This window comes from Rhabdonatronobacter sediminivivens (genome assembly GCF_013415485.1).
Classification (GTDB): Bacteria; Pseudomonadota; Alphaproteobacteria; order Rhodobacterales; family Rhodobacteraceae; genus Rhabdonatronobacter; species Rhabdonatronobacter sediminivivens.
Window position 1 is genome coordinate 1 of the sequence record NZ_JACBXS010000023.1, and the last position, 16,722, is coordinate 16,722.

Below are 16,722 nucleotides of genomic sequence, written 5' to 3' on the forward strand. Positions count from 1 at the left end.
CACCCCGAGCCTACGGCTCAGGGAGAGCAACGCCACCCTTCATCCCAAAAAGTTCAACATCGACCGGGACATTCCCGCGTGCATCCAGAGGCCGAGCTGACCGCCAGCCGGAAGGCGGGATCATCCCTGAGCGCATCCGCATCGTCATGGTCGCGCCAACCCTGGGCGGCGAGCAGCACGCTTGTCCGGATAAGGGAGGCGAGGTCATGGACGACATCCTCCTGGCGCCGCGGATCGGTCAGCTGCGGGATCATCCACTCCACAATACCGCTGCGCTCCATGATCTCGCGCAGCACCACGACACCGGCATCGCCGGTCAGCCGCTCCGCGCGGCTCTCGACGCGAAGGGACCTGTTGAAGCGGGTGGTGAAGGGCTGTAGCGTTTCACCCATGGCGTGCTCCGGGGGCTGCTGTCGGGTTTCGTGTAGCAGCTTGATTCTACAGAGCTTTCGTGGGCACGCCAGCCATTTCCCAAGAATTGGGTGAATAAGCTGGGGTCAACCCTGTCATGGAACTGCTCGCGCATCATCATGCGGAAAAACTCGTCCAGGGACTGTGCCGCTGAACCCCTCTATGCAGCCGCTGATCTTCAGGCGCGCAATCGGCACTCAAAATGATGCAAGCCGATCAGACATAGTAGTGACGGCGCAAGATGAAGTCCGGGGATTGGCTCGGGTCACTCTTGGATGATCATTCTGACAGGCGATGAGCCCATACGTGCAGGCTGATACGGACCTCAAACGGCGGAGCACAGTGTCCCAGGTTTCCGAACAGCCCCCAAACGTGGGGCAGCTTTTTCGAGCAAAATGCTTATTTTGAATAGAGATAGTAGATACTTGGCAGCCCGTAGGGGAATCGAACCCCTCTTTCCAGGTTGAAAACCTGGCGTCCTAACCGATAGACGAACGGGCCATCTGGTGTGGCGCTGTTTAGAAAAACGGCGCGGGGGGCGCAAGAGGGATTCAGAGAAAATCGTGCGGATGGCCCATCTTTTTCGCTCATGTCGGGGTGGCATCGTCCAGGCGTAGCTGGGGGCGGGCGCGACCGCCGAAGTGGTTGACTTCCAGGCGGCCGGCAGCGTGGATGGCGCGGCCCTTCTGGCGTTCCAGGGCTTCGCCCAGCGGCGTGTCGAAAGCGCCGAAGGCAATGGCCTCCAGCCGGTGACCGGCGCCGTCGCCCAGCGACAGGCGCAGGTGGGACTCGCCGACACGGCGCAGCGATTCGATGCGGACCTGCGCCAGGGCAAAGCGCGGGGCGGGGGCGCTGGCGCCAAAGGGGCCGGCGGCTTCCAGTTGCTCGATGGCCTCGACGCTGGCGGCTGCGGGCATCAGCATTCCGTCCAGGCGCAGTTCCCGCGGGGCCTCTGCGCCCGAGCCCTGGCGTGAGAGCAATTCGGCCAGCCGCGCCATCGCCGGGTCCAGCTGGTCGCGGGCCACCGTCAGCCCTGCCGCCATGCGGTGCCCGCCGCCGCGCAGCAGCAGCCCTTCGGCCGCCAGCCGCTGGACCGAGGCGCCCAGATCCACCCCGGGCACCGACCGGGCCGAGCCCTTGCCCTCGGACCCCTCGAGCCCGATCACCACCGCGGGGCGGTTGAAGGCCTCTTTCAGCCGGGCGGCAACGATGCCGATGACCCCGGGGTGCCAGCCCTCGCCCGCGGCCCAGACCAGCGGGCCGTCAGTGCCGCGCGTTTCGGCCTGGGCCATGGCCGCGCTGCGGACGGCGGCCTCGATCTCGCGCCGTTCGGTGTTCAGGAAATCCAGCCGTTCGGCCAGGGCGGCGGCTTCGGCGGCATCCGGGGTGGCCAGCAGCCGCGCGCCCAGATCGGCGGCGCCGATGCGCCCGCCCGCATTCACCCGCGGACCCAGCACAAACCCCAGGTGATGGGCATTGGGCGCGCTGCTCAGCCGCGAAATGTCGCACAGCGCCCGCAGGCCGGGACGCTCGCGCCGGGCCAGCACCCGGAGCCCCTGGCGGACAAAGGCACGGTTGACGCCGGTCAGGGGCGCCACATCGGCCACCGTGGCCAGTGCAACCAGGTCCAGAAGGGCCATCAGATCCGGGCCCTGCACGCTTTGGGCGCGCAGGCGACGGTTGAGTTCAACCAGCAGCAGGAAGACCACCGCCGCGGCACAGAGGTGGCCCAGGCCGCTGTCCTCATCCTGGCGGTTGGGGTTCACCACGGCAAGCGCGGGGGGAAGGGTTTCGCCCCCCAGATGGTGGTCGATCACCAGCACATCCGCCCCGCGCGCCGCTGCTATGGGGCCGTGGCTGAGCGTTCCGCAATCGACGCAGACGATCAGCCCGTGATCGCGCGCCAGGGCGGCCATGGCGGCGTCATTGGGCCCGTAGCCCTCGTCGATCCGGTCGGGGATATAGAGCGTGGCGTCATGGCCCATGGCGCGCAGCCAGATCAGCAGTTGCGCAGCCGAGGCGCCGCCATCCACGTCATAATCCGCGAAGATGGCAATGCGTTCGCGCCGCTTCAGCGCCAGCAGCAGCCGTTCGGCCGCGGCCTCCATATCGCGCAGGCTCATGGGGTCCGGCAGCAGGTCGCGCAGCGCCGGGCTGAGAAAAGCCTGGGCCGCATCCGCCGTGACCCCGCGCCGGGCCAGCACAGCGCAGAGGAATGGTGCAAGCCCGGTGGCCTGCACCAGCGCTTGTGCGGCGCGTTCGGTTGCCGGGTCGGGGCCTGTCCAGCGCCGTCCCAGGATCGAGCTTTCGACCCCCAGAAAGGCGTGGGGTGTGGTCATGGTATCGATGCCTGTTTCAGCCATGTCTTCGAGCAGGGGTGCGGCGCGGGGGCCGCAGGCCCGTCAGACCGGGGTGCGATAGGTCATGCGCCGCAGCGATCCGGTCTTGGACCGCATCAGCAGGGTTTCGGTCGTCAGCCAGCCAGGCTGGCGGCGGATACCATGCAGCAGCGAGCCATCGGTCACCCCGGTCGCGGCAAAGATCACATCGCCCCTGACCATCTCATCCAGGGCATAGACACGGTCCAGATCCTCGATCCCGGCGCGGCGGGCGCGGGCGATCTCGTCCTCGTTGTGGAACAGCAACTGGCCATAGATCTGTCCGCCCATGCATTTGAGCGCCGCCGCTGCCAGCACGCCTTCGGGGGCGCCGCCCGATCCCATGTACATGTCGATGCCGGTAATATCCGGTTCGGCACAATGGATCACGCCGGCCACGTCGCCATCCATGATCAGCCGGATCGCCGCGCCGGTCGAGCGCAGGTCGTCGATCATCTCTTCGTGCCGGGTGCGTTCCAGCACACAGACGGTAATGTCGGAGGGGTCACACTTCCGCGCGGCGGCCAGGGCGCGCACGCGCTCTGAAGGTGACATGTCCAGCGTGACCACGTCCTTCGGATAGCCCGGTCCGATGGCCAGTTTGTCCATGTAGATATCCGGGGCGTGCAGCATGGTATTGCGCGGCGCCATGGCGATTATGGTCAGCGCGTTGGGGAAATCCTTGGCGGTCAGGGTGGTCCCTTCCAGCGGGTCCAGGGCGATATCCACGGCCGGGCCGTTGCCGTTGCCGACCTCTTCGCCGATGAAGAGCATCGGCGCCTCGTCACGCTCGCCCTCGCCGATGACCACGACGCCGTTGATGTCCAGCATGTTGAGCTGGGTGCGCATGGCGTCGACGGCGGCCTGATCGGCGGCCTTTTCATCGCCGCGCCCGACCAGCCGGGCCGAAGCAAGGGCGGCTGCCTCGGACACGCGGGCAAGGCCCAGCGAAAGCAGGCGGTCGTGGAATTCCGGGGGCGTGGCGGTCATGGACTGTTCCTGTCGGTGAAATCTGGGGTTGGCGTTCTGTCTAGCCCCGCGGGTTGCGCCCTGACAAGCCCCGCGCTGGGCGTGAGCGCAAACAGCGGGCGGGCTGTGGTGGTCTTGCGGCGCCAACCGGACGGCCGCGCATGTGCTGGCTGCGGGAGGTTGCGTATTTGGGGCACGATGAAGGGAGAACGCGGCGCAGCCGGTCAGGGCCTGATCCAATCAGACGTGTTCGATCGCCATGGCCACGGGGTCACCCACCACCACGCCGGTGCCCTGGAACAGGTCCAGCGCGTGGTCGATGGCGTCGCGCGTGGTCTTGTGGGTGACGATGATCACCGGCGCGTCGGCGCCCGCATGGCCGTATTGGCGCATCCGGTCGATGGAGACGCCCGCATCGCCCAGGGCCGCGGCCACGCGGGCCAGGGCGCCCGGGCGGTCCAGCAGGGTCATGCGCATGTAGAAGGGTTTGGCCGCGGTGGCGCGGGCGGCGGCGACATGTTCAAGGGTTGCCGCGGGCTGACCGAAGGGGGCAATGCGCAGCCCGCGCGCCAGGTCCGCCACATCGGCCATGACGGCGCTGGCGGTCGGGCCTTCGCCAGCGCCGGGGCCGCGCAGAACGATCTGGCCCACGCTGTCGCCTTCGATCACCACCATGTTGGTGCCGCCTTTCAGTTGCCCCAGCGGGCTGTCGGCGGGCACCAGGCAAGGCGACATGCTCTGTTCCAGCCCGCGCCCGGTCATGCGCGCTACGCCCAGCAGCTTGATGCGCAGGCCCAGGTCGGCGGCATGACGGATATCGTCGATGGAGATGCGCTGGATGCCTTCGATATCGATGGCGCTGAACACCGGCCGGGTGCCGAAGGCGATTGCCGTCAGCAGGGTCAGCTTGTGCGCGGCATCGATCCCGCCCACGTCCAGGTTGGGGTCGGCTTCCAGATAGCCAAGCTGCGCGGCCTCATCGAACACCGTGTCATAGGGCAGGCCTGCATCTTCCATCCGGGTCAGGATATAGTTGCAGGTGCCGTTCATTACCCCCATGACGCGGGTGATGCGGTTGCCGGCCAGCCCTTCGGTCAGCGCCTTGATCACCGGGATGCCCCCGGCCACGGCAGCCTCGAACCGCAGGGCAACGCCTGCGGCTTCGGCTTCTTCGGCCAGGCCCTGGCCGTGAATGGCCAGCATGGCCTTGTTGGCGGTGACGACATCCTTGCCCGCGGCGATGGCGGCGCGGGTCAGCGCTAGGGCGGGGCCGTCCTCGCCGCCCATCAGTTCGACGACGATATCGACATCCGCGCGGCGCGCCAGGGCGACGGGGTCATCCTCCCAGGCATAGGCCGAGATATCGGCGCCGCGGTTGCGCCCGCGCGACCGGGCCGAAACGGCGGTGATCTCCACCGGGCGACCGAAGCGCGCGGCCAGCAGGTCGCCATGGGTCTGGACGATCTTCACCACGCCGATCCCCACGGTTCCCAGTCCGGCAATTCCAAGGCGCAACGGTTCGGACATGGAGTATCTCCGGTCAAAGGGGTGGGGCAGGGCCGGTCGGCGCCTGTCTGTTAAAGCAATTCCGGGGCGGATGAAAACCGCTTTTCGTGACCATCTGCGTCTGGAGAGGGTGTCTTGCCGACCATCGGCCGAGAAATCCGGTGACGGAACCTGCAACAAGGCGCAAGCACCCTCGAATCCGGCGCCGGATCATATTATGACGTCGAACATGGACCGGCTGAACCCAAAGGACTGCGCATGCTGAGGCGCCCGCTGCCGCGCCGCCGTCTTGTCTGGACGGTGGCGGTGCTGACGCTGCTTTGGGGCGGGCTGACCGGTTGGGACCCCGAGGGCTGGTTCATGGGCGTTCCGGCGGTCCTGGCCGGGGCCGCGCTGGCGATGATGCTGCCGTGGCCTGCGTATTGGCGGCTTTCGCCGCTGGGGGCGTTGCGTTTTGCGGGCTGGTTTGCGGTGCAATCGGTGCGCGGCGCGGTGGATGTCAGCCGCCGCGCCCTGTCGCCGGACATGCGGCTGCGGCCCGGGTTCCGGCATTATCCGCTGCAGCTTTCGCCGGGCGCGGCGCGGACCGTGTTCATCAACACCATCACTCTGATGCCGGGCACCCTTTCGGCGCAGATTGATCCGGCGGACGGGGACCACCCCGATGATCGTCTGCTGGTGCATATGCTGGATACCGAGGCCGACCTGACCGGCGCGCTGCAGGTGCATGAGGCCCGCATCCGCGCGGCCTTTGCGCTTCCGCCGCAAGGGGAGGAACGCTGAGATGACCGCTGGCCTGTTCCTGTCAATCCTGCTGATCATCCTGTTGCTGAGCGTCATGGGCGGGCTGTTGGCGGTGCTGCGCGGGCGCGCCCCGGCTGAAAGGATCATGGCGGTGCAGCTTTTCGGCACTGCGGCCGTTGCCATGCTGCTGATCCTGTCGCGGCTGATGGGCATGCCCGCGCTGCTGGATGTGGCGCTGGTGTTTGCGGTTCTGGCGGCGGTGTCGCTGGTGGCCTTTGTGGTGCTGGGTCGGCGAGGGCAGGGGTGATGCTGGAGTTTCTGGGCGTGGCACTGATGGGGCTGGGCACCGTGTTCTTCGTGGCCGGGACCGTGGGGCTGTTGCGATTCCCTGACCTGTTCTGCCGCCTCCATGCACTGACCAAGGCGGATGGTCTTGGCCTGGCGCTGGTCTGTCTGGGCACGATCTGCCTGGCCTCAACCCCCGGAGAGGTGCTGCGCATCATCGTCATCTGGTTTGCGGTGGCCCTGTCCAGCGCCACCTGCGGCCACATGATCGCGCGCCATGCCCGCGCCCACCGCAACGATAGCGAGGCGCCATGACCGACCTGCTTTTGCTGTTTGACATGCTTCTGGGGCTGCTGATCATCGGGCTGGCGGTGGCTGCGCTGCGGGTGCGCGACCTGTTTGCGATGGTCGTGATGTTTGTCACCTTCGGGCTCATGACAGCGCTGGCCTGGGTGCGGCTGGCCGCGCCTGATGTCGCCCTGGCCGAGGCTGCCATCGGCACCGGCGTCACTGGCGCGCTGCTGTTGAAGACGCTTTACCACCTGCGCCGGGTCAGCGGCACATTGCACCTGCCCGAGGCGCTTTCCGAGCGCCCCCCGGACCCGCAGGTGCCCCGCGCGGTCATTGCGGCGAATGCGGTCATGTGCGGGCTGGTGGTGATCGGGCTGGCGGCTGCATTTGTCACTGCGCCACTGGGCGGGCCGGGCTTCGATGCGGCGGTCGCCGATGCCATGCCCGAAAGCGGCGTGGACCACCCGGTGACCGCCGTACTGCTGAATTTCCGGGCCTATGACACGTTGATGGAGGTCGTGGTCCTGCTGGCCGCTGTCATCGCCGTCTGGCTGGTGGAGCGCAGCCTGCCGCAGTCCGATCCCCCGGTGATGGGAGAGGTCTATGAGGGCTTTGCCCGGCTGGTCCTGCCCGGCGCGGTGGTTGTGGGGGTCTATGTGCTCTGGGCCGGGGCGGTGGCGCCGGGGGGCGCGTTCCAGGGCGGGGCGGTGCTGGCCGCGGTGGGGCTGTTGCTGCTGATGTCGCATGTCTATGAACCGGCGCCTGCGCATCGGGCTGCGGCGCGCGGGCTGTTTGTGCTGGGGGTGGCGGTGTTCACGGGCGTGGCACTTCTGGTGGCCTGGGGCGGGCGCGCGGTGTTCGAATACCCGCCCGGGCTGGCCAAGCCGCTGATCCTGCTGATCGAAGGGATGGTGACCATCTCGATCGCTGCCACGCTGGCGGCGCTGTTTCATGGCCGCGAACCGGGGGTGCAACCCCGGCCCGCCGACACGTCGGAGGGCGCGCAATGACGCCGGCGCTGATCTATGGGCTGACGGGGATCGTGGTTTTTGGCATCGGGCTTTTTGGCGCGCTATGCGTGCGGGACCGGCTGCGGCGTCTTCTGGCGCTGAACCTGTGCGGCATGGGGGCGGCCTTCGTGCTGGTGGCCGGGGCCTGGCGGATGCCGCCCGACAGCGCTGACCCGGTGCCCCATGCGCTGGTGATCACCGGGATCGTGGTGCTGGTCAGCGCCACGGCGGTCGCCCTGGCGTTGATCCGGCGCCTGCACACGCTGGAGAGCGCCCCCGAGGAAATCCCCGAGGACACCCCGGAATGACCGAACCGCTGCAGTTCTGGATGGTGGCGCTGCTGTTCCTGCCGCTCATCGGCGCCATCGCGGCCTTTGTGCTGCCGCGCCATGCCCCGATTGTCGGCATGGGGGTGGCGCTGGGCGTGACGGGGGCGGCGGTGGGCCTGTGCTGGCAGGTGCAGTCCGTTGGCACCGGCACCGTGGCCCTGGGCGGCTGGGGGGCGCCGCTGGGGATCAACCTGCATGTCGATGGGCTGAGCGCCGCCATGCTCGCCATGACCGCCGGGGTGGGCGCGGTTGTCAGCATGGGCGCGGTCAACACCTTTGGCGGCCGCGTTGCGCGCAGCGCTGAAACCGCCCGCCCGCGCCAGTATTTCTGGCCGCTCTGGCTGCTGCTGCTGACCGGGCTGAACGGGGTCTACCTGGGCACGGATATCTTCAACCTCTATGTGATGATCGAGGTCATCGCCCTGGCCGCCGTGGGCCTGACCGTGCTGAGCGGCAGCCTCGCCGCGCTGCGCGCCGGGCTGGACTACATGTTCGCGTCGATCCTGGGTGCGCTGCTGCTGCTGATGGGGGTGGGTTTTGTCTATCTGCAGCTGGGGCGGCTGGATTTCGGCGGGTTGGCGGGGGCAGACCCTTCGGGGGCGCTGGTGGCGGCGCTGGCGCTGATGTTCGTGGGGCTGGCCCTGAAGACAGCGTTGTTTCCGCTGCATTTCTGGCTTCCTGCGGCGCATGCGAACGCCACGGCCCCGGCGTCGGCGCTGCTGTCGGCGCTGGTGGTCAAGGCCGCGCTCTATATCATCGTCCGGCTGTTGCAGCACATGCCCGCCCCGGGCGAGGCGCTGGTGGTGCTGATGGGCCTCATGGGCACGGGGGCGATCCTTTGGGGGTCGGTGCAGGCATTGCGCGCGGACCGGCTGAAGCTGCTGGTGGCCTGGTCCACGGTCACGCAGATCGGCCTGATCTTCGTGGCGCTGGCGCAGGCCGGGGTTGCGGGGCTGGCGCATAGCTGGAAGGCGGCGGCGGTGCTGATCCTGGCGCATGGGGTGGCCAAGGGCGCGATGTTCCTGGCCGCCGGGCGCATCCGGGCCGAGGTTGGCCATGACCGCATCCGTGATCTGGACCGCAGCCCGGTGCGCCCGGCACTGGCGCAACTGGCCTTTGCCTTTGCCGCGGTCAGCCTGATCGGGCTGCCACCGTCGCTGGGGTTCATCGGCAAATGGATGGTGATGGAGGGCGCGCTGGCCGCCGGCAACTGGCACTGGGTGGTGATCACCATGACCGGGACGCTGTTCAGCCTGGCCTATTTCAGCCGCGTCTTTGCCGGGTTCCTGCGCTTTGACAGGGTGGAGGCGGATGTGCCGGGGGGCGTGGTCGAACAGCGCGGACGTGCGCCGATGGATTACGCGCCGCTGGCGCTGGCCGCGCTGGGGGTGGCGCTGGGGCTGGTGGCCGCGCCCATCCTGGAATTCCTGGAGATCGGCCGTGCGGGGGGCTGGCCATGATCCCCCTGCCCGAGGCCGGGGGCTTTCTGCCGCTGGCGATCCTGCTAACCTCGCTCCTGGTCTCGCCGGTGCTGTTTGCCTTGCCTGAACACAACGCCCGGCTGCGCACGGCGCTGAACCTGGGCGCGGCCACGCTGAAGCTGGCGCTGGTGGCCTGGCTGAGCTGGCGCGTCAGCCGGGGCGCGGTCTATGACATCGGCTTCACGGTGCTGCCGGGGCTGAATTTCAAGCTGCAGGCAGACCCGCTGGCGGTGCTGTTCGTGGGGCTTTCGGCGGTGCTGTGGCTGATCACCACCGTCTATTCCGTGGGCTATCTGGAGCGCGGGCCCCATCGGGCGCGGTTCTTCGGTTTCTTCAGCCTCTGCGTGGCGGCGACGGTGGGCATTGCCATGGCGGGCAATCTGTTCACCTTTCTGATCTTCTATGAGCTGCTGACGCTGGCCACCTATCCGCTGGTGATCCACAACGGCACGGCGCAGGCGTTGCGGGCGGGGCGGATCTATCTGGTTTACACGCTCTCGGGCGGGTTGCTGCTGCTTCTGGGCACGTTGGGGCTGTGGATGCTGGCGGGCAATACCGATTTCGCCCCGGGCGGCATCCTGGACGCGGTGATCGCTGACTCACCCCGCATGGCGCAGGCGCTGTTTGTGGTGCTGATTGCCGCGCTGGGGGTAAAGGCGGCGCTGGTCCCGCTGCACGCCTGGCTGCCCATCGCCATGGTGGCCCCTGCGCCGGTCTCGGCGCTGCTGCATGCGGTGGCGGTGGTCAAGGCCGGCGCCTTTGGCATCATGCGCGTGGTCTATGAGCTGTTCGGGATCGAGGCGACCCACGCGCTGGGACTGGCAGAACCGCTGGCGGCGGCGGCGGCGATTACCATCCTCTATGGATCGCTCCGGGCGCTGACGCAGGATGACATCAAGCGGCGGCTGGCCTTTTCCACCGTTAGCCAGGTCAGCTACATCACCCTGGGCGTGGCGCTGGCCAGCCCCATCGCCGCCACTGGCGCGCTGGCGCATCTGATCCATCAGGGCTTGATGAAGATCACCATGTTCATGGTCGCCGGTAACCTGGCCGAGGGGCTGGGCGTCAAGAAGGTCAGCCAGATGAACGGCGTGGGCCGCGCGATGCCATTCACCATGGCGGCGTTTTCGCTGGCGGCGCTGGGCATGATCGGCCTGCCGCCGCTGGCGGGGTTCATCAGCAAGTGGTTTCTGGCGCAGGGGGGGCTGGATGCCGGACAGGACTGGGTGATTGCGCTGCTGCTGGGCTCCAGCCTGCTCAATGCGATCTATTTCCTGCCCATGCTCTATCGCGCCTGGTTCCTGGAGGCAGACCGCCCCGCCGAAAGCCCGCCGCCCGGCACCCCCGGTCGCCCGCGCATCGGCTGGATGCTGGCCTTGCCGCCCATTGCCACGGCGGCCATGGTGGTCTTTGCCGGTGCCTTCGCCAATGCGCCCTTCAGCCCGCTGGACTGGACGCGCTTCGTCGTCGCCATCGAGTATCAGGAGTAAGCCCATGGCCGTGCTTGCCCTTCTTGCCGCGTTCGGAGTGCCGCTCTTGATGGCGGCGCTGCTGACGCTGGCGGGTGCGCGGGGGATGGTCTGGCGGCTGATGCCCTTTGCGGCGCTGCCTGCGCTGGCGCTGGCGCTGCTGGCGCCGGTGTCCTTGACCATGCCGGTGACGGTACGGCTGGACTGGCTGATCCTGGGCGCGCAATTCGGGCTGGACGGGATCGCACGCGTGTTCCTGGGCCTGACGGCGGTGCTGTGGGTGGCGGCGGGGGCCGCGGCGCGGCACTGGTTGCACGATGACCCCCGGGGCACGGGCTTCGGCATCTGCTTCCTGCTGGCCATGGCCGGAAACCTGGGCCTGATCCTGGCGCAGGACGCCCTGAGCTTCTATGCCCTGTTTGCGCTGATGAGCTTTGCGGCCTTCGGGCTGGTGGTCCACACCCGCAGCAAGGCCGCCATCGGCGCGGCGCAGCTCTATATCATCTTTGTCATTGCCGGGGAGCTTGCACTTTTTGCCGGGCTGGCGCTGGCGGCCGGGCAGGCACAGACGCTCTTGCTGTCGGAGCTGCGCATCGCGCCCATGTCCGATCTGGCCGCGGCGCTGCTGATCATTGGCTTTGCCACCAAACTTGGCCTGATGCCGCTGCATTTCTGGCTGCCCCCTGCCCATGGCGCGGCCCCCGTTCCCGCCAGCGCGGTGCTGTCGGGGGCGATGATCAAGGCCGGGCTTTATGGCATGATGGTCACACTGCCGCTGGGCATCCAGGCGTTCGAGGATCACGCCACGGTCATCATGGCCGCCGGGCTGATAAGCCTCTTCGCCGCCGCCCTGACCGGGGTGCAGCAGACCAATCCAAAGACGGTGCTGGGTTTTTCCAGCGTCAGCCAGATGGGGATCATCGCGCTGGGGCTGGGGGCGGCGCTGATGGTGCCGCAGGCCTGGCCGGTGATCCTGCCGGTGCTGGTGTTCCAGGCCACGCATCACGCCATGTCCAAGGGCGCGCTGTTTCTGGGCGCGGGGGCCTGGGCCGCGCAGCCCGGGTGGCGGGGGCGGGTGCTGCTGACCGGCGCGGTGCTGGTCCCGGCGCTGGTGCTGGCCGGGCTGCCCTTCAGCTCCGGCGCGCTGGGCAAGGAGGCGCTCAAGACCGCGCTTGCCGAAGGCTCACCCGTCTGGCTGCCGTGGCTGATCGCGGCGCTGACGCTTTCGGGGATTGCCACCACGCTGCTGATGGCGCGGTTCGTGGTGTTCCTGTGGCGCTCCCCACCCGCGGTGCCCCCGGGCGCGCGGGTCGAGGGGCTGGTGCTGCCTTTCCTGTCGCTGGTCATCGTGTCCGGGGCGCTGCCGCTCCTGTGGCCGGCGCTGGTGCCCGGGTGGGCCGGGCCGGTGAACGGCGCTGCGCCGGGCGCGTTCTGGCCGGTTCTGGCGGGGATGGGGCTGGCTGCGGGGGCGGCGCTTTATGCCCATACGGTGGCGGTGGGCACGGCGGCCTTCCTGCGCCAGGTAACGGCGCCTTTCGTGCTGCTGTGGGAGCGGGTGGCGCTGGTGGGCACCCGCGCGCGCCGCGCGCTGCGGCAACTGGCGCAGACCCTTCCGGCCACGCTTGAAGCGCGCGGGATCGGCTGGCGCCTGGGGCAAGGCGCCATTGCCGCGCTGATCCTGCTGGTGCTGATCCTGGAGGCGCTGGCCCTCTGAGGGGGGAAACCCGGCTCTCTCGCCTCGCTTGAGCCTTGGGGCCGGGACAGCTATGGAAAGGGCCAACGGGGCAGCCCGGATCACGGATGGACAGGTTTCGCAGATGAGCTTCAACACCTTCGGCCATATCTTTCGCGTCACCACCTGGGGCGAAAGCCACGGGCCTGCGCTGGGCGCCACCGTGGATGGCTGCCCGCCGGGGGTCGCGCTGGATGAAAGCGTGATCCAGCCCTGGCTGGACCGGCGCAAGCCCGGGCAAAGCCGCTACACCACCCAGCGGCGTGAGGCGGATACGGTCGAGATCCTTTCAGGCGTCTATGAGGGGCGGACCACCGGCACGCCGATTCAGCTGATGATCCGCAACACCGACCAGCGGTCCAAGGATTACAGCGATATCGAGGCGACCTTTCGCCCTGGCCATGCCGATATCACCTATTTCCAGAAATACGGGCTGCGCGATCCGCGCGGGGGCGGGCGCTCCAGCGCGCGCGAAACCGCCGCACGGGTGGCGGCGGGCGGGGTGGCGCGCGCGGTGCTGGGCGATCTGGTGCCGGGGCTGGAGGTGCAGGGCTATATGGTGCAGATGGGGCCGCATGGGATCGACCGTGCGCGCTTTGACGCCGCGCAGATCGACCGCAACCCCTTCTGGGTGCCCGATGCGCAGGCGGCCACGGATTGGGCGGAGTATCTCGACAGCCTGCGCAAGAGCGGAAATTCCGTCGGCGCGGTGATCGAGGTGGTGGCGCGCAATGTGCCCCCCGGCCTGGGCGCGCCGATCTATGCCAAGCTGGACACGGACCTGGCCGCGGCCATGATGTCCATCAACGCGGTCAAGGGGGTCGAGATCGGCGAGGGCATGGGCGCCGCCGCCCTGACCGGCGTTGAAAACGCGGACGAAATCCGCATGGGCGCGCAAGGCCCGGTCTATGGCAGTAACCACGCCGGGGGGATTCTGGGGGGCATTTCCACGGGGCAGGAGGTTGTGGTGCGCTTTGCGGTCAAGCCGACCTCGTCGATCCTGATGCCGCGCGGGTCGATCACGCGCAGCGGGGAGGCGACCGAAGTGGTGACCAAGGGCCGCCATGATCCCTGCGTCGGCATTCGTGCCGTGCCCGTGGGCGAGGCGATGATGGCCTGTGTGCTTCTGGATCATCTGCTGTTGCACCGCGCGCAATGCGGCGCGGGACCGCGCGGTCACATCGGTTGAGTGGGCTGCGCCGCCCCGGGCATGCTTTTGCGTCTGGAGGGCGGTGCGGCTCAGGGGTCGGAGGGCGGGCGCGACAGGGCCTTCAATTCATACAGCAGCGCCAGCGCGTCGCGCGGGGAGAGGTCATCGGGGTGCACGGCGGCAAGGCGTTCGGCCACCGGATCGGCCTTTGGGGCGGGTGATTGTGGCGCGGGTGCGGGGCGGGCTGCGAAGAGCGGCAATTCGTCGATCAGGGCAACGGGATTGCGCGCGCCTTCGCGTTCGCCGCTTTCCAGTGCGGTCAGAATTTCGCGCGCGCGGGTGACGGCGGCTTCGGGCAGCCCGGCCAGGCGGGCGACCTGCACCCCGTAGGAGCGGTCGGCGGCGCCGGTGCGGACTTCATGGAGGAAGATCACCTCACCCTCCCATTCGCGCACGGCGACGGTGGCGTTTTCGACCCCGCGCAGCCGCGCGGCAAGGCCCGTCATCTCATGGTAATGGGTGGCAAACAGCGCGCGGCAGCGGTTGATGTCATGCAGATGTTCCAGCACCGCCCAGGCGATGGACAGCCCGTCCCAGGTGGCCGTACCGCGACCGATCTCATCCAGGATCACCAGCGCGCGGGCATCGGCCTGGTTCAGGATCGCCGCGGTTTCCACCATTTCCACCATGAAGGTGGACCGCCCGCGCGCCAGATCATCCGAGGCGCCGACCCGGCTGAAGACCTGGCTCACCAGCCCGATATGGGCCTGTTGCGCGGGGACAAAGGCGCCCGCCTGCGCCAGCACGGCAATCAGCGCATTCTGGCGCAGGAAGGTGGATTTGCCCGCCATGTTCGGCCCGGTCAGCAGCCGGATCGCTGCGCCATCGGTGTCGGCGGGTGACAGGGTGCAGTCATTGGCGACAAAGCTGTCGCCCGCGCGGCGCAGGGCGGCTTCGACCACCGGATGGCGTCCGGCCTGGATGTCAAAGGCGCGGCTGTCATCAACCCGGGGCGCGCACCAGTCGCCGCTGGCAGCCAGTTCCGCGAACCCCGCCGCCAGGTCGATCTCTGCCAGCGCACGGGCGCAGGCCGAGACTATGCCCGCGGCCTCCAGCACGGCGCGGCGCAACCCGTCGAAAAGCTGTTTTTCCAGTTCCAGCGCATGGGCGCCCGCGTTGAGGATGCGGGTCTCCATCTCGGACAGTTCCACGGTGGTGAAGCGCAGCTGGTTGGCGGTGGTCTGGCGGTGGATGAAGGTTTCCGAAAGCGGCGGCGCCAGCATCTTCTCGGCATGGGTGGCCGTGGTTTCGATGAAATAGCCCAGCACGTTGTTATGCTTGATCTTCAGCGCGGTGATCCCGGTCTGGCGGGCGTAATCGGCCTGCATCCCGGCGATGACGCTGCGGCCTTCGTCGCGCAGACGGCGGGCTTCATCCAGATCCGCGTCATGGCCGGGTGCGATGAAGCCACCATCGCGCGCCAGCAGGGGCGGATCGGCCACCAGGGCTGCATCCAGCGCTTCGAGGAGCGGGTCATGGCCGCCGAGGGCCCGGGTGGCCTGTTGCAGATGCTCGGGCAACTCCTGCGGGTCCAGCAGCCCGGCGATCTGTCCGGCCTGGGCCAACCCGTCGCGGATGGCGGCCAGATCGCGCGGCCCGCCCCGCTCCAGTGCCAGCCGTGACAGCGCACGGTCCATATCCGGCACCTGCCGCAGGGCGCGACGAAGCTCTGCGCGCAGGCTCGCCTCCTGGTGCAGCAGGCCGACGGCCGCCTGGCGGGCGTGAATTTCACCCAGAACGCAGGAGGGACTGGACAGCCGCCGTTCCAGAAGCCGCGCCCCGGCGGCGGTGACGGTGGTGTCAATGGCGGCCAGCAGTGACCCTTCGCGCCCGCCCGCCAGGGCAGCGGTCAGTTCCAGATTGCGGCGGGTGGCGGCATCGATGAGCATGACCTGCGCAGCCGCTTCGCGCACCGGAGGGCGCAGCAGTGGCAGGTTTCCGCGCTGGGTCAGGTCCAGATAGGCCACCAGCCCGCCCAGAGCACCCAGTTCCGCCCGGCTGAAGCTGCCGAAGCCTTCCAGCGTGCCCACACCATAGAGCGTGCAGAGGCGACCCTCGGCGGACTGGCTGTCGAAGCTGGCACGCGCAGAGGCGGTGAGCGCGGCGCCCAGTTCCTCGCTCAGGGGGCGCAGGTCGGTTTCCAGCGGTTCGGGCACCAGCAATTCGCGCGGCATGAGGCGGGCCAGTTCGGGGCCCAGCCGCGCCCGGTCGCAGGCCATGACGCGCAATTCACCGGTGGACATGTCGCACCAGGCCAGCGCGCCGGCTTCACGCACCTCGGTGTAGGCGGCCAGATAGTTGTGGCGGCGCGCATCCAGCAGCGACTCTTCGGTCAGGGTGCCGGGGGTGACGAGACGGACCACATCGCGCGCGACCACCGATTTCGAACCGCGCTTGCGGGCCTCGGCGGGGTTTTCCATCTGTTCGGCAATGGCCACCCGAAAGCCCCGGCGTATGAGCGTCAGCAGGTATCCTTCGGCGGAATGGACGGGGACGCCGCACATGGGGATGTCATCGCCCTGATGCTTGCCGCGCCGGGTCAGCGCGATATCCAGCGCCGCCGCAGCGGCGACGGCGTCATCGAAGAACAGTTCGTAGAAATCGCCCATCCGGTAGAACAGAAGCGCATCGCGGTATTGCGCCTTGATCTCCAGATACTGCGCCATCATCGGCGTGACCGTTTCGCCCACCGCGTCCCCCGTTGGTCCCGGACCATCTGCATTGCGGGTCTGACCCTACAAAAGCCCCAACCCGGGTGAAACCGAAAAACACGCTGCCTGCCCGCCGTCCCCGGGGCGCGCCCACCCGCCCACCCTGCGCGCCCCGGGGACGGCGGGCAGGCAGCGTGCTTGCCGCGGTGCCATGGCGCCTGTATCACCGGGGCATCTTTCTGGCGGGGCAGGCACG

14 protein-coding genes and 1 tRNA gene are annotated in these 16,722 nt (G+C 68.5%); 9 read left to right on the plus strand and 6 right to left on the minus strand.

Annotated features, from left to right (window positions below; genetic code table 11):
- Positions 1-53 precede the first annotated feature (53 nt).
- The 5 genes from HUK65_RS11670 to HUK65_RS11690 form a co-directional block, all read right to left on the minus strand.
- Entirely contained in the window at positions 54-392 is a 339-nt protein-coding gene (locus HUK65_RS11670) for a transposase (protein ID WP_179906449.1), read from the minus strand.
- A 445-nt stretch (positions 393-837) separates the two neighbouring features.
- Positions 838-912, minus strand: a tRNA-Glu gene (locus HUK65_RS11675).
- Between the two features lie 86 nt (positions 913-998).
- Positions 999-2,774: a single-stranded-DNA-specific exonuclease RecJ gene (gene recJ, locus HUK65_RS11680; protein ID WP_235442110.1), complete on the minus strand. Its 1,776-nt coding sequence runs from the start codon at positions 2,772-2,774 to the stop codon at positions 999-1,001.
- A gap of 39 nt (positions 2,775-2,813) precedes the next feature.
- On the minus strand, positions 2,814-3,779 hold the full coding sequence (gene glpX / locus HUK65_RS11685) for a class II fructose-bisphosphatase (protein ID WP_179906450.1): 966 nt from the start codon (positions 3,777-3,779) through the stop codon (positions 2,814-2,816).
- A gap of 219 nt (positions 3,780-3,998) precedes the next feature.
- Positions 3,999-5,285 carry a homoserine dehydrogenase gene (locus tag HUK65_RS11690; RefSeq protein WP_179906451.1) on the minus strand — a complete coding sequence of 429 codons (1,287 nt, stop codon included), beginning with the start codon at positions 5,283-5,285 and terminating at the stop codon, positions 3,999-4,001.
- A 237-nt stretch (positions 5,286-5,522) separates the two neighbouring features.
- Between HUK65_RS11690 and HUK65_RS11695 the strand changes: the two genes are divergently transcribed.
- The 9 genes from HUK65_RS11695 (at position 5,523) to aroC (ending at position 13,794) form a co-directional block, all read left to right on the plus strand.
- Complete coding sequence (locus HUK65_RS11695) at positions 5,523-6,047, plus strand: Na+/H+ antiporter subunit E (protein WP_179906452.1); 525 nt, start codon at positions 5,523-5,525, stop codon at positions 6,045-6,047.
- 1 nt (position 6,048) lies between these two features.
- Complete coding sequence (locus HUK65_RS11700) at positions 6,049-6,315, plus strand: monovalent cation/H+ antiporter complex subunit F (RefSeq protein ID WP_179906453.1); 267 nt, start codon at positions 6,049-6,051, stop codon at positions 6,313-6,315.
- On the plus strand, positions 6,315-6,608 hold the full coding sequence (locus HUK65_RS11705; RefSeq protein WP_235442111.1) for a cation:proton antiporter: 294 nt from the start codon (positions 6,315-6,317) through the stop codon (positions 6,606-6,608). Before HUK65_RS11700 ends, HUK65_RS11705 begins: the two co-directional genes overlap by 1 nt.
- Complete coding sequence (gene mbhE, locus HUK65_RS11710) at positions 6,605-7,594, plus strand: hydrogen gas-evolving membrane-bound hydrogenase subunit E (protein WP_179906455.1); 990 nt, start codon at positions 6,605-6,607, stop codon at positions 7,592-7,594. Before HUK65_RS11705 ends, mbhE begins: the two co-directional genes overlap by 4 nt.
- Complete coding sequence (locus HUK65_RS11715) at positions 7,591-7,902, plus strand: NADH-quinone oxidoreductase subunit K (protein WP_179906456.1); 312 nt, start codon at positions 7,591-7,593, stop codon at positions 7,900-7,902. Before mbhE ends, HUK65_RS11715 begins: the two co-directional genes overlap by 4 nt.
- Positions 7,899-9,383: a complex I subunit 5 family protein gene (locus HUK65_RS11720; protein WP_179906457.1), complete on the plus strand. Its 1,485-nt coding sequence runs from the start codon at positions 7,899-7,901 to the stop codon at positions 9,381-9,383. Before HUK65_RS11715 ends, HUK65_RS11720 begins: the two co-directional genes overlap by 4 nt.
- Positions 9,380-10,894: a complex I subunit 5 family protein gene (locus HUK65_RS11725; RefSeq protein ID WP_179906458.1), complete on the plus strand. Its 1,515-nt coding sequence runs from the start codon at positions 9,380-9,382 to the stop codon at positions 10,892-10,894. Before HUK65_RS11720 ends, HUK65_RS11725 begins: the two co-directional genes overlap by 4 nt.
- 4 nt (positions 10,895-10,898) lie before the next feature.
- Positions 10,899-12,587 (plus strand): complex I subunit 5 family protein, encoded by a 1,689-nt coding sequence (locus HUK65_RS11730; protein ID WP_179906459.1) that lies wholly within the window; start codon positions 10,899-10,901, stop codon positions 12,585-12,587.
- A gap of 103 nt (positions 12,588-12,690) precedes the next feature.
- Positions 12,691-13,794 (plus strand): chorismate synthase, encoded by a 1,104-nt coding sequence (gene aroC, locus HUK65_RS11735; protein ID WP_179906460.1) that lies wholly within the window; start codon positions 12,691-12,693, stop codon positions 13,792-13,794.
- A gap of 50 nt (positions 13,795-13,844) precedes the next feature.
- Here the strand turns inward: aroC and mutS are convergent, their stop codons facing one another.
- Positions 13,845-16,484, minus strand: coding sequence for a DNA mismatch repair protein MutS (gene mutS, locus HUK65_RS11740; RefSeq protein ID WP_179906510.1), 2,640 nt, complete (start codon positions 16,482-16,484; stop codon positions 13,845-13,847).
- Positions 16,485-16,722 lie beyond the last annotated feature (238 nt).

What these genes read in the sequence shown, in the direction of transcription:
- HUK65_RS11725 (WP_179906458.1), top strand. Translation starts at nt 9,380, where the DNA reads ATGATCCCCCTGCCCGAGGCCGGGGGCTTTCTGCCGCTGGCGATCCTG.
- glpX (WP_179906450.1), bottom strand. Translation starts at nt 3,779, where the DNA reads ATGACCGCCACGCCCCCGGAATTCCACGACCGCCTGCTTTCGCTGGGC.
- HUK65_RS11720 (WP_179906457.1), top strand. Translation starts at nt 7,899, where the DNA reads ATGACCGAACCGCTGCAGTTCTGGATGGTGGCGCTGCTGTTCCTGCCG.
- HUK65_RS11695 (WP_179906452.1), top strand. Translation starts at nt 5,523, where the DNA reads ATGCTGAGGCGCCCGCTGCCGCGCCGCCGTCTTGTCTGGACGGTGGCG.
- HUK65_RS11730 (WP_179906459.1), top strand. Translation starts at nt 10,899, where the DNA reads ATGGCCGTGCTTGCCCTTCTTGCCGCGTTCGGAGTGCCGCTCTTGATG.
- mutS (WP_179906510.1), bottom strand. Translation starts at nt 16,484, where the DNA reads ATGATGGCGCAGTATCTGGAGATCAAGGCGCAATACCGCGATGCGCTT.
- HUK65_RS11700 (WP_179906453.1), top strand. Translation starts at nt 6,049, where the DNA reads ATGACCGCTGGCCTGTTCCTGTCAATCCTGCTGATCATCCTGTTGCTG.
- aroC (WP_179906460.1), top strand. Translation starts at nt 12,691, where the DNA reads ATGAGCTTCAACACCTTCGGCCATATCTTTCGCGTCACCACCTGGGGC.
- HUK65_RS11670 (WP_179906449.1), bottom strand. Translation starts at nt 392, where the DNA reads ATGGGTGAAACGCTACAGCCCTTCACCACCCGCTTCAACAGGTCCCTT.
- HUK65_RS11690 (WP_179906451.1), bottom strand. Translation starts at nt 5,285, where the DNA reads ATGTCCGAACCGTTGCGCCTTGGAATTGCCGGACTGGGAACCGTGGGG.
- recJ (WP_235442110.1), bottom strand. Translation starts at nt 2,774, where the DNA reads ATGGCTGAAACAGGCATCGATACCATGACCACACCCCACGCCTTTCTG.
- HUK65_RS11715 (WP_179906456.1), top strand. Translation starts at nt 7,591, where the DNA reads ATGACGCCGGCGCTGATCTATGGGCTGACGGGGATCGTGGTTTTTGGC.
- HUK65_RS11705 (WP_235442111.1), top strand. Translation starts at nt 6,315, where the DNA reads ATGCTGGAGTTTCTGGGCGTGGCACTGATGGGGCTGGGCACCGTGTTC.
- mbhE (WP_179906455.1), top strand. Translation starts at nt 6,605, where the DNA reads ATGACCGACCTGCTTTTGCTGTTTGACATGCTTCTGGGGCTGCTGATC.